This is a genomic window from Desulfobacula sp. (assembly GCF_030611305.1).
Lineage (GTDB): Bacteria > Desulfobacterota > Desulfobacteria > Desulfobacterales > Desulfobacteraceae > Desulfobacula.
In genome coordinates, this window is the sequence record NZ_JAUWQB010000033.1 from 23,005 (window position 1) to 34,810 (window position 11,806).

Consider the following 11,806-nt stretch of genomic DNA (forward strand, 5'->3'; position numbering starts at 1 on the left):
CATCCGTGAATACCACAAAAAAAACTATCAAAAAAGCAGCTATCAATTTGTTTTATAAAAAAAGTTACTTTGCCACAGCTATGAGTAATATAGCCATGAACAGCAGCATACGCAAAGCCAGTATCTATTATCATTACGATAGCAAGGAAGGCATCCTTTTTGATATTCTCATGACAACCATGAAAGAATTAACCGTCTATGTAGAAACCTGCCTTGAAGGAATTGAAAACGGTGAAAACAGAATGCGTGCCGCAGTAAGAGCCCATGTCAAATTCCATTGTGATCGCCAAAAAGAGGTGTTGATTTCTGATAGTGAGCTCCGGGGGCTTACGGCCAATAATTATAAAAGCTTTGTAGTTCTGCGGGATGCCTATGAAAAAAAATTCCAGGACATGATTATCCAGGGAATGGACCAGGGATATTTTGCAGCCGGGGATGCCAAGGTAATCTCCTATGCCATACTAACCATGTGTACGGCAGTAGCTAACTGGTTCAAACCTAAAGGACGTCTGTCCGGAGACCAAATTTCCAGTATATATGAAGAACTTGTTGTAACAAGGTTATTAAAAGAATCACTACCGCTGTATTCTTTTGAAAATTCTGTTTTGGAAGAATAGCACAGCGGAAAATATAACCATAGTACACAAACCAAAAAAAGGAGATGTACAATGAAACAAGAAAAATGTACTGAATTTTGGATGCATAGGCCCAGAACAGGGTATTTCCCCCAAACACTTATTATTTTAGTGGTGCTGCTCATTGCATTGTCCATGATGGTATCTCCCGTTTTTGCCGGGAAGTCATACAAATGGAAAATCAGCCAGGGAATTGCTGAAGATCATCCAGCCTCTGCACGGTGTAAACAATTTGCCAAACTTGTAGAAGAAAAATCCCAGGGAAATATTAAGCTCGACTATTTCCCGGCAGGCGTCCTGGGGGACTGGTCAGAACAGATTGAAGCCAACCGTATGGGAACCCTGGAAATCGGACTCAATGCTGGCTCTACATCTTATGACCCTAAGACCAATCTCATGTTCATGCCCTATCTTTTTTCCTCCTGGGATGAAGCACGGGCTGCCATCGGATCAAAAGGATGGCTTACCCCCATATTTAACGAACTCTACTCAGGCATCGGCCTCAAGGTGCTGGGTATTTATTTAAATGCGTGGGATGGCATGGCCTATACCAGTCGGGTGAAAAAATTGGTCAAAGTACCTGCCGATTCCAAGGGAATTAAGATGCGGGTTCCCCCCATCAGGATATTTGAAGTCTATATCCCTACCCTTGGTTTTATCTCCACACCAGTGGCCTATTCGGAAACATTTACCGCCCTACAGACCGGCATAGTGGATGCCAGGTCTGCCTGCCCTGCGGTTGAAGCCTATGTCATGAGGGATGCCATAGATACCTATGTGCTCACCAAGGATGCTTTTGAATACTGGTTTTTGACCATGAATAAAAAACTATGGGACAGTCTTTCCGCGGAAGACCAGGCCATTCTCACCGCCAGTGCAGACACGGTCATGGCAGACCAAGCCATCGCAGCAGAGCAGGATGAAAAGGATTTTATGAATAAGCTTACGGCAGCCGGAATCAAAGTTTATGAAGTCAGTGACCAAGAATGGAATATATCAGCTAAAGTCGTCAGGAACAAGGCATGGCCAATTATTGAAAAAGAACTTTTGGGAACCGAACTTATGAATAAAATCAAACAGTACGCAACTATCATTCCCCAATAGGAAAATTCTTGTCCGGAAAGGAATAACCTTTCCGGACCCGACCAAAGGGAGAAAAAATGTTCATGAAAACCGTTCGAAAAACATTTACTGCAATCGACAATGTGTTGACCAATGGCTTTTCACTGTTCATTGTTCTGGGCGGTGCCCTTATGACCCTGACGGTGGTTCTTCAGGTGTTGTTACGTTATGTTTTTAAACAACCCCTTTTCGGTCTTGAAGAGTTTTCCCGTCTAGTGGCTATATGGCTTTATTTCCTGGGTGCTGTTTTAAGTACCAAAACCGATAACCATGTCCAGGGAGATGTGGCAAATAAATATATCACAGGGGAAAAGGCAAGAATTGTTCTTAGAACCTTTGTCTGGATACTATGTCTTGTGACCTGTATTTTATTTCTCTATCATTCCGGGACCTATTCCTGGTGGATTTATGGCACTGGTGAGCGGACCACAGGTCTATGGTGGCCAAGGGTCATCAGCGTTGGCAGCATGTTTTTCGGTGCATTTTTTATGACGCTCTACTGTTTGACTAACGTGATCAAATATTTGACAACCGCCTTAAATTATAAAAAAGACCATTAAAGGAGCGCTCCATGGTAATTGTATTTTCTATATTAATGGTGGTTATATTGATGATGTTGATAGGCGTACCCGTGGGTTTCGCCTTTGGTCTTGGAGGGTTTGCCATCCTGTTTTTTACCGGGATTGATCCAAGATTTGCCATGCCTGCCGCCTTTAGGTCCATTGAATCATATACCCTCATGGCCCTGCCTTTGTTTATCCTGGCAGGAGGTCTGATAAGCGAATCCGGTATTTCCCAGCGCCTGTTGAATTTTACCATGTCCATTGTGGGCAGAACAAAAGGTGGGCTGGGTGTGGTTTGTGTGGTTACATGCACGATTTTTGGTGCCATTTCAGGCAGTGCATCAGGTGCCATTGCCGCTATCGGATCCATTATGATTCCGGAAATGACAAAACAGGGATATCCAAGAGGTTATGCAACAGGTCTTGTGGCCACCTCCTCCATGCTGGCCCTGCTGATTCCCCCCAGTATCCCCATGATTGCATTTGCCATGACCGCACAAATTTCGATTCTGTCAGCTTTTTTAAGCACTTTGATTCCAGGGATTTTGATGATGATAAGTTATAGCCTGATCAATATCTTCATGAGCCGGCGCATGGAAAATCTGACACTGGTCCCCAGGCAATCCTCAAAAGAAAGATTTAAAGAAATCGGACGTACTACAAAGCAGGCCACATTTGCGCTGTTAATGCCAGTCCTTGTCCTGGGCGGTATTTATGGAGGAATTTTTACCCCCACGGAAGCGGCTGCCATGTCTGCCATCTATGCTGTTCTGGTTGGACTGGTCATATACAGAGCAATGACGTTTAAAAAATTATTCTCCACCATGAAAAAGGCAATGATTACATCCGGTGCTATTATGATCCTTCTATTTTTTATTTTAATGGTTTCCAGAATCATGGTAACTCTTCAGGTACCCCAGCACCTGACCGAAGCTATGTTCAGTATCACCACCAATAAATTGGGGGTCCTTTTGATGCTCAACGTCATTTTATTGCTCATGGGCATGCTGGTGGATGATGTGTCCGGTAACATCCTTTCAGCCGCTATTCTCTTGCCGGTTGCACAGTCCGTTGGTATAGACCCAATTCACTTTGCTGCTATATCTGTTACCAATCTTTCCCTTGGCAATGTCACACCACCTTGTGCCCCCATGCTTTATCTTGCCGGAATGGTTGGTGGCAACCTGCCCCTGAACGAATATGTAAAACCCGCCGGAGTTTTCATGATATTCGGCGCATTGCCAGTAATACTTATGGTGACCTATGTACCTGAATTTGCACTAATTTTAGTTGACCTATTTTTAAGATAACTTGAACTTTTTGGAGATAACCATGAAAAATGAAACCGTATTGTACCATTGCAACAAAAATGTGGGAATTATTACCCTTAACCGTCCCCACCGCCTCAATGCCATTAATCTTGATTTGCTCAAACGGTTCATGGAAAAACTTGACATGGCCAAAAAGGATACAAAAGCCCTTGTGATTATCCTGACCGGAGAGGGAAAAGCCTTTTGTGCAGGTGAGGATCTAAAAGAGACAGCATCCGGCAAAAGCATTGAGCAATGGATGGATGAGGCAGAAAGACTCCAGGAAATCCAGTATATGACCATGAAACTTGGTAAACCCATTATTGCGGCAATACCCGGATATGCTCTGGGCGGCGGATGCGAGTTTGCCATGGGATGTGACATCCGGATTGCTTCTAAAACTGCTGTGTTAGGATTTCCAGAAACCACTGTGGGCATGACCGTTACCAATGCCGGTACGAAAATATTACCCCATCTTGTGGGGTTGGGCAAAGCCAAAGAACTGGTATTAACCGGCGACTTTATTGATGCATCTGAAGCACAAAGGATCGGTCTTGTTAATAAAGTGATTGCGCCTGAAAATCTTATGGCAGAGTCAATGACCATGGCCGAAAAAATTGCAAGTCGTTCACCTCTTGCCACAAGACTGTCACGAACTGCTCTTGACCATGGAATGGAGGCCAGTTTTGATCAAATCATGGAACTTGAAAAAAGTCATTTGATCATCTGCGGTCAAAGCGGAACAGAATTTGTGAAAAAACGACTCAAAGAAATGGGTAAAAAATAAACAGACGTTTTTAAAAAAATTGGGCATTACAGGAGAGGAAAATGGAACAGACAATGTTTAATCCAAATATGGAATCCATATCTGCATCAGACCAGGAAAAAATGGAGAAAACCCTGCTCCTCGACCAGATTGAGTATGTATATGGACACAGCAAAATGTACCAGGACAAATTTGCAAAGGCAGGCATTACAAAGGACAAAATTTGTGATGTACAGGATCTTGCGCTTCTACCCTTTACCACCAAAAAGGAGTTGAGAAATTCCCAGAAAAAACTGGCCCCGTTTGGTGACTTTCTGGCCACATCTGTTGAAAAAGTCAACCGGGTTCATAGGACATCCGGTACCACAGGCAGCTTTATCTATACCGCCTTGACAAAACAAGATTTAGACCTGACCCACAATTGCGGGGCCAGGGCATTTTGGGCAGGAGGGTTACGTCCCCATCACCGTGTTATTCATTGCCTGAATTACTGCATGTGGATGGGCGGATATACGGATCATGCCAACCTGGAAACAACCGGCGCCACTGTCATACCATTTGGTGTAGGCAACTCCAAACAATTAATCCAGGTCATAAAAGATGCCGGAATAAATGCCATATCTTCAACACCTTCCTATCCCAAACATTTGGAAAAAGTAATTAAGGATGAATTTGATATGGATCCCATCGAACTCGGGCTGAAACTTGGTTTGTTTGGCGGAGAACCCGGGCTTGAAAATCCTGTATACCGTAAACGAATGGAAACCACATGGGGAATGAAGGCTCAGAACGCTAATTATGGGGTTTCTGATGTATTGTGCAATTTTGCTTCTGTTTGCCTGGATAATTACAAACTCCATTTTCTGGGGCAGGGTGCATTGCTTCTCCAGCTCATTGATCCTCTAACACTGAAAGATATTCCTATAACACAAGGAGCTGTTGGTGAAATGGTTCTGACCCACCTGAAAAAAGAAGCTCAGCCTCTGGTCAGATACCAGACATCAGATCTCATGGAAATTCTTGAAACAGGCCCGTGTGAGTGTGGCAGGACAGGGTTTCGGTTCAGGATCGTTGGCAGAGTGGATGACATGCTCCACGTGAAAGGCATCAATGTATTCCCCAACGGCATTGCAATGGTTCTGGAAGATATAGTTCCTGAAGTCACAGGCGAATTCCAGATCATTATTGATCACCCATCGCCATATACCAGTCTTGATATAAAAGTAGAGCATGGGGCACACATCACGCCGGACAAGATGATGGATCTTAAATTAAAGATTGAGAATAAAATCAAAGAAACCTTAAACTTTAGAGGAATCGTCGAGCTCGTAAAACCTGACTCAATAGAGCGGACCAAAATGGGAAAAGCAAGAAGGGTTATCCGGAATTATTAATAAAAAACAGACAAGACATGAGTCATGTATACACCCCAAACCCATGCCTGATGAAAAAATATATTCAGATCTTGAAGCACAGTATCAGGAGTTAGATGACCTAGTCGCCGAATTGGATGATAAAAAATGGAGTCTTGAAACCCCGTTTTTTCACTGGACGATCTTTGATGAAGTTGCCCATATCGCTTTTTTTGACCATGAGTCGCTACTTGCCATTGAAGAGCCGATCCATTTCAAAGAGCGCGCTAAGAAGGTAATGAAAATAATACGTTCAGAGGACAATTGGCCGGAACGATTCAATCCGATGTTGGGCCCCAAAGAACCGGATGAATTGTTGTCCCACTGGCGTGACATTCGTACACGCCTGCTTCAACGGTTGAAGGGAATGTCTCTCAAAGATCGACTGCCTTGGTATGGCCCTGATATGAGTGCATATTCTTTTGCCACTGGTCGTCTGATGGAAACTTGGGCCCATGCCCAGGATGTTTTCGATACGCTCCGGGTGAAAAGGGTTAATAGCAACAGACTCCGTCACGTGGCGCACATTGGCATGGCCACTTTTGGATGGAGCTTCAAAGTTCGAGGAATGAAAGTCCCTGCGATTACTCCCCATGTCGAGCTGTCCGGACCTTCCGGTGAAATGTGGGTATGGGGGAAACCTGATGTATCAGAGCGGATTTGGGGAAGCGCAGAGGAGTTTTGCCTGGTGGTCACCCAAAGACGTAATGTGGCTGACACCCAGTTGAAATGGCAGGGCGAGCATGTCGAAAAATGGCTTTCCCTGGCCCAGGCATTTGCCGGTTTGTCACAGGAGCCGCCTTTACCGGGAGTTCGGGTGATTGATTATTAACAGATTAGACTATCTAAAATTTCGATATTCTGTATATTTTTAGAAAAATTAGAGGAAAAAAGACCATGTCAGAAGTCACTAAAGTATTGATTGCCAATCGCGGAGAGATCGCCTGTAGAATTTTGCGCACGCTGGATCGCATGGCCATTCCAGGTGTTGTTGTCTATCACTCGGTGGACGCCGACTCCCCAGCGGTTAAAACGGCCGCCGAGTCCGTGGAAATCGATGGCCCCACACCAGTGGCAGCCTATTTGAATGTGGAGAGTATTATCGCTGCCTGCAAGGAGACCGGCTCCGATGCGGTTCATCCTGGGTTCGGGTTTTTGGCTGAAAATCCAGGGTTTGCTCAACGCCTGGCAGAGGAGGGAATCACTTTTATCGGGCCACAGCCTTCGACCATCGAGCTGATGGGCAACAAGGTGGCTGCCCGTTCTTTCTGTATGGACAATTGTTTTTCCCTGGTGTCATCTGTAACCGAGGCGGATGCAGGAGAGGATTTTGCTGAATGTGCCCGAAAAATCGGTGTGCCGATTTTGATCAAGGCGGCGGTCGGTGGTGGTGGTAAGGGGATGCACATCGTGCGGGAACTGGATGGCCTAGACCAAGCCATCCAGTTGGCCAAGGGTGAAGCGCTGCGTTCTTTCGGAAACAATGAGGTATACGCCGAGCGATATGTGGAAGAACCGCGTCATATAGAGGTGCAGGTGATGGCCGATCACCACGGCAATGTGGTGCACCTGGGGGAGCGGGAGTGTTCCATTCAACGTCGCTTCCAGAAGATCATCGAAGAAAGCCCTGCGCCTAATCTGACTCTGGAACTGCGCCAACGTATCTGCAATACAGCAGTGGAGATCGCCAGGAAAGCGAACTATCTCAATGCAGGAACGGTGGAATTTATACTTGCGCCTGACGGAAAGTTCTACTTTTTGGAGATGAACACCCGGTTACAGGTGGAGCATCCGGTTACTGAAATGGTGACAGGTTTGGATCTGGTGGAATTACAGCTTCGCGTGGCCCGAGATGAATATCTGCCGTTGTCCCAGGATGAAATCAAGGCGAAAGGACATGCTATCGAACTTCGTCTATATGCCGAGGACCCGGAAAACGATTTTCTGCCGGCCACGGGGACGCTCCTGGCCTACCGTCTGCCAGCGGGCAAAGGGGTTAGAATTGAGAACGGATTTGCCGAGGGCATGCAGGTCTCTTCCGCCTTTGACCCCATGCTTGCCAAGCTGATTGTCCACGGCAGGGATCGGAATCAAGCCATTGAAAGGGCTTTGAAGGCTTTGGACGATACGCTGATACTTGGGGTGACCACCAACATCGACTACCTGGCCCGGATTCTCTCCCATCCAGCCTATACATCCGGCCAGATACACACCGGTTTTATTCCCAAGTATGGCGAGGATTTGAGCCCGCCGCCTCTGAGCGAAGAACAACGCAACCTACTTTTAGCTGCTGCGGCTTTGAACAGTCGAGAATTCACCGACCCGGCTTTCCAGGTGCCGGAACCCTATGCATCCCTTGGCGATTGGAGGAACTGATATGCAACGCCGGATTAATTTGCTTGACGTACATTACACCGTAATGGTTGTCGGTCATCCAGAAGAGCGCTGGTTGAAGGTGGAAGCCGGGGAGTTCCAGTCGGTTGCATTGAAGTCTATGAAGGATGGACAAGGTATCATCCTATTGGGTGAGCAAAACGTTCGGATGAAGATGGCGGTTAAGGGGGAGACGGTGTATATCCGCGCTTTTGACCGGACCTTCACCCTGCACATCGTGAATCCTGTGGAGCAGGCGGCCCAGGAGACCAGCGGGCCTGGCAACACCGCCCGGGCACCCATGCCCGGCACAGTGGTGGAGATCGATGTGGCTGTGGGTGCCCGGGTCACCAAAGGCCAGTCCATGATGACCATCGAGAGTATGAAAATTCTGACGGTGATTACAGCCCCCAGGGACGGTGAGGTGGTCCAGGTACATTTTGAGCCTGGGGCTACATTTGGTAAGAATGCAGCGCTGATAACCCTGTCGAAAAAGGAGGAAGAATAACGTGCGTCGCATAAAATCCAACGTCGATACCCAGTCCGTCGAATTCCGCGCATATCAGCGTCACAACCATAAAATCATGACGCAATTTCATGAACACCAGCGTAAGGCCCGTTTCGATCGTCCGGAACGGGACGTGGAAAGGCTGAGAAAGCAGAAGAAATTACTGGTACGGGAACGTATTGATCTTTTGCTCGATCCCAGCACGCCGTTTATGGAACTCTCCACCCTGGCGGCCAACCTGGCCTATGAGGGCACTGTTCCTTCAGCCGGCGTGGTGTCCGGTGTTGGCATCGTCAGTGGCCGTGAGGTGATGATAATGGCCAGTGACAGCTCCATCAAGGGAGGCGCGTGGTACCCACTTACCGTGAAGAAAATGGTCCGTACTCTGGACATTGCCATTGAAAACCGTCTGCCCATGGTCCATCTGGTGGATGCGGCCGGTGCATATCTACCCCTGCAGTCGGGACTCTTCCCGGACAGGCACATGGCCGGCCGCATGTTTCGAAACCAGTGCGTCCTCAGTGCTCTGGGGGTAGAACAGGTGGCTTTGGTGTTAGGCCATAGCACCGCCGGTGGTGCTTATATCCCTACCCTGAGCGACTACTCGGTGATGGTGCGGGGTACCGGCGGTGTGTTTTTGGGGGGTCCACCCTTGGTAAAGGCCGCCACCGGTGAAGAGGTGACTGCCAATGAACTGGGAGGCGCGGATGTGCACAGCTCCATAAGCGGTACCGCAGATTACGCAGTGGATTCTGAGCAGGAAGGCCTGGCACTTGTGCGCGAGATCGTCGGCACTTTTCCCCGGGGAACCAAGGTGGCGGTGGAGCGGCGTGAACCCGAAGAACCCTACTACGACCCGAAAGAACTTTACGGCATTATCCCCGACGATGTTAAGAAGCAGTTCGATATGCGGGAGGTGGTTGCCCGCATTGTCGATGGCAGCCGGTTCCATGAGTTCAAACCGGACTATGGCACCACTGTGGTGTGTGGGTTCGCCTTCTTGTATGGCTGGAAGGTGGGGATAATAGGCAACAACGGAGTGCTGTTTTCCGACAGTGCTCAGAAATGCACTCAGTTTATGCAGATCTGCAATCGTGATCTCGTGCCGGTTATCTTTTTTCAGAACATTACCGGATTCATGATAGGCAAGGCCTATGAACATGACGGCATTACAAAGGACGGTGCCAAAATGCTAATGGTGCAGAGCAACCTGGATGTTCCAAAACTTACGATCATGGCCAACGGTAGTTTCGGTGCCGGCAACTACGCCATGTGTGGACGTGCTTTTGATGCTCGCTTTCTGTTCTCCTGGCCCAACTCGCAGATTTCGGTAATGGGGATGGAGCAGGCAGTAAAGACTTTGACCCAGATCCGTCTCAAGGCTCTACAGCGTCAGGGTAAGGTCTTACCCAAAGAAGAAGTGCATAAGATCTACGACGACATTTCCCAGGATTATCTGGAAAAAAGTGGTGCATATTACTCCACTTCGGAACTCTGGGACGATGGTATTATAGATCCTTCAGATACCCGTAAGGTGTTGGGCATCTCCCTATCGGTGGCACTGAACTGTGAATTCAACAAAACGCCCAATGGGGTGTTAAGGATATGAGGAGGCAACAAATCAAGAAGAGAAACCATCAATAATGCAAACTTAATGGTCCTCATTTTATCAGACCAGGAACTCAACCATCCTTGCATAATCTTGGCTTCAATTTTTGACGGAAAAGAGTAATGATTTGTATCGGTATCTTTAATATTTTTCACTGTGGACTATGTCTTAATGTCGTCCGGTGTTTTTTTGAAAATTTATTTTCCCTGACTTTAGCCAGAAGTGCTCAGTGCTTGCTTCAATTTTTTATATTATAAAAAACACTGTGGGAAAGTAACTTAAATTGAACTTATCAAAAAATAAAGCTGAATGGTCCGGAGCAGCAACCGGGGTTATACCGCTTTTGGTTATTTGCCATACCTTCCCCAGAGATATAGTAACGAATCAAGATGATATGGTGTTATTCCGATGCTGCCTGCAATTTCTTGTGACAAAATAAAGCTCTTTTTAAAGCTCATTTTACGACAGTCATCATTAAGACCTAATAATTGTGGAAATTCTTTTCGGAAGTGATGATCGACTTTTACATACCTGGTAAAACCAATCTCTTTTAGAAAATCGCAAAATAGAGCTGGACCGACTTGAGAAATGTTTTTTGAGGAATCATTTACATATTTCCACATATCTTTAGGAAGTGTGACTTTTTCAATGCGAGCATAAAACTTTTCCAATCCAGTTTTTAACTCGTCCTGCATTTTTGCAGAGCCTGTTATTAAAACGGAAATAATTCGGGGCTTAAATTGTTTTGATGACAAATCAAATTGAAATTTGTTTTGAATTTGTTGAGCTAACAAGCCCAATTTTTGAGGCTGCCAATTTTGATAGTCTAAAAAATTTGGTTCTCCAAATGCACGGTGAAGTGCTTCATCAATATTTTGGGTGGACGGCAATTCTTTAATAAGTGGTGTTAAGAAATTATTCCGTAAAGGAGCATAGCTAAAACTACTCACACAAAAATGTTTCATTAATTTTTCAATTGTTTTGGGTCGTTCAGGGGGGCCCCTCCTCTTTCCAGAAAAGCTTGAATCCTTTTCCTTTCAAACGGCTCCATTAAAAAATTAGGATTGTGTGAAAGCTCAATGAGGATGCTTTTACGACGCTCTAACTCAGTTTGGATTTCAATAGTTTTTTGCGGATTCATCTTTTATTTCTCCGAAAAATGATTTATTCAATTTGGTGATTTTAAGAGATATCTATTGAGGTATAACCAATTTATTATCAGGTTAATTTTCCCTGCTAAGTTTTAAAACCATCAATATCAGGGAGAATATTTCTATAGTATCTTTTATTTAATAGTCTCTATCCGGATGTAGCGATAATCCAGATGAAATTACCTATATCAACAATTTTTCAATTATTCAACTATACCCAAATCCACCGCCTAATTTTTTATAGACCCCTCCAAAGGTAAAATCGGGGAATTTTTTTCTTGGTGGGGCCGATTCCGGTGCAGTTTTCCTTTTTTTGAGTTCAGAACCTTGAGATGCCCTTCGATGGGGCTGTTTTTA

General features: G+C 45.9%; 12 protein-coding genes. 10 read left to right on the forward strand and 2 right to left on the reverse strand.

What is annotated here, in order from left to right; translation table 11 throughout:
* The first annotated feature begins 5 nt into the window (after nucleotides 1-5).
* From QAI40_RS08380 to QAI40_RS08425, 10 genes are all read left to right on the forward strand, one after another.
* The gene (locus tag QAI40_RS08380; protein WP_299983332.1) at nucleotides 6-617 is read left to right on the forward strand and encodes a TetR/AcrR family transcriptional regulator; all 612 of its coding nucleotides are present in this window, start codon (nucleotides 6-8) and stop codon (nucleotides 615-617) included.
* Between the two features lie 51 nt (nucleotides 618-668).
* On the forward strand, nucleotides 669-1,739 hold the full coding sequence (gene dctP / locus QAI40_RS08385) for a TRAP transporter substrate-binding protein DctP (protein ID WP_299983330.1): 1,071 nt from the start codon (nucleotides 669-671) through the stop codon (nucleotides 1,737-1,739).
* A gap of 62 nt (nucleotides 1,740-1,801) precedes the next feature.
* Nucleotides 1,802-2,317, forward strand: coding sequence for a TRAP transporter small permease (locus tag QAI40_RS08390; RefSeq protein WP_299983328.1), 516 nt, complete (start codon nucleotides 1,802-1,804; stop codon nucleotides 2,315-2,317).
* Nucleotides 2,318-2,328: 11 nt separating this feature from the next.
* Nucleotides 2,329-3,630: a TRAP transporter large permease gene (locus tag QAI40_RS08395; protein ID WP_299983326.1), complete on the forward strand. Its 1,302-nt coding sequence runs from the start codon at nucleotides 2,329-2,331 to the stop codon at nucleotides 3,628-3,630.
* A 22-nt stretch (nucleotides 3,631-3,652) separates the two neighbouring features.
* Nucleotides 3,653-4,417, forward strand: coding sequence for an enoyl-CoA hydratase/isomerase family protein (locus tag QAI40_RS08400; RefSeq protein ID WP_299983324.1), 765 nt, complete (start codon nucleotides 3,653-3,655; stop codon nucleotides 4,415-4,417).
* Between the two features lie 41 nt (nucleotides 4,418-4,458).
* A complete protein-coding gene (locus QAI40_RS08405; RefSeq protein ID WP_299983322.1) occupies nucleotides 4,459-5,790 on the forward strand; it encodes a phenylacetate--CoA ligase family protein in 1,332 nt (443 codons plus the stop codon).
* A gap of 43 nt (nucleotides 5,791-5,833) precedes the next feature.
* Entirely contained in the window at nucleotides 5,834-6,640 is an 807-nt protein-coding gene (locus QAI40_RS08410) for a TIGR03084 family metal-binding protein (RefSeq protein WP_299983320.1), read from the forward strand.
* Between the two features lie 65 nt (nucleotides 6,641-6,705).
* Nucleotides 6,706-8,184 (forward strand): acetyl-CoA carboxylase biotin carboxylase subunit, encoded by a 1,479-nt coding sequence (locus QAI40_RS08415; RefSeq protein WP_299983318.1) that lies wholly within the window; start codon nucleotides 6,706-6,708, stop codon nucleotides 8,182-8,184.
* Between the two features lies 1 nt (nucleotide 8,185).
* Nucleotides 8,186-8,689, forward strand: coding sequence for an acetyl-CoA carboxylase biotin carboxyl carrier protein subunit (locus QAI40_RS08420; RefSeq protein WP_299983316.1), 504 nt, complete (start codon nucleotides 8,186-8,188; stop codon nucleotides 8,687-8,689).
* Nucleotide 8,690: 1 nt separating this feature from the next.
* Nucleotides 8,691-10,298, forward strand: a complete 1,608-nt coding sequence (locus QAI40_RS08425) for an acyl-CoA carboxylase subunit beta (RefSeq protein WP_299983314.1) — start codon at nucleotides 8,691-8,693, stop codon at nucleotides 10,296-10,298.
* A 347-nt stretch (nucleotides 10,299-10,645) separates the two neighbouring features.
* Here the strand turns inward: QAI40_RS08425 and QAI40_RS08430 are convergent, their stop codons facing one another.
* Entirely contained in the window at nucleotides 10,646-11,263 is a 618-nt protein-coding gene (locus tag QAI40_RS08430; protein WP_299983312.1) for a hypothetical protein, read from the reverse strand.
* Entirely contained in the window at nucleotides 11,263-11,439 is a 177-nt protein-coding gene (locus QAI40_RS08435; RefSeq protein WP_299983310.1) for a hypothetical protein, read from the reverse strand. The genes QAI40_RS08430 and QAI40_RS08435 overlap by 1 nt, the downstream gene beginning before the upstream one ends.
* Nucleotides 11,440-11,806: the final 367 nt, after the last annotated feature.

What these genes read in the sequence shown, in the direction of transcription:
- QAI40_RS08390 (WP_299983328.1), top strand. Translation starts at nt 1,802, where the DNA reads ATGAAAACCGTTCGAAAAACATTTACTGCAATCGACAATGTGTTGACC.
- QAI40_RS08410 (WP_299983320.1), top strand. Translation starts at nt 5,834, where the DNA reads ATGCCTGATGAAAAAATATATTCAGATCTTGAAGCACAGTATCAGGAG.
- dctP (WP_299983330.1), top strand. Translation starts at nt 669, where the DNA reads ATGAAACAAGAAAAATGTACTGAATTTTGGATGCATAGGCCCAGAACA.
- QAI40_RS08400 (WP_299983324.1), top strand. Translation starts at nt 3,653, where the DNA reads ATGAAAAATGAAACCGTATTGTACCATTGCAACAAAAATGTGGGAATT.
- QAI40_RS08395 (WP_299983326.1), top strand. Translation starts at nt 2,329, where the DNA reads ATGGTAATTGTATTTTCTATATTAATGGTGGTTATATTGATGATGTTG.
- QAI40_RS08435 (WP_299983310.1), bottom strand. Translation starts at nt 11,439, where the DNA reads ATGAATCCGCAAAAAACTATTGAAATCCAAACTGAGTTAGAGCGTCGT.
- QAI40_RS08420 (WP_299983316.1), top strand. Translation starts at nt 8,186, where the DNA reads ATGCAACGCCGGATTAATTTGCTTGACGTACATTACACCGTAATGGTT.
- QAI40_RS08405 (WP_299983322.1), top strand. Translation starts at nt 4,459, where the DNA reads ATGGAACAGACAATGTTTAATCCAAATATGGAATCCATATCTGCATCA.
- QAI40_RS08430 (WP_299983312.1), bottom strand. Translation starts at nt 11,263, where the DNA reads ATGAAACATTTTTGTGTGAGTAGTTTTAGCTATGCTCCTTTACGGAAT.
- QAI40_RS08415 (WP_299983318.1), top strand. Translation starts at nt 6,706, where the DNA reads ATGTCAGAAGTCACTAAAGTATTGATTGCCAATCGCGGAGAGATCGCC.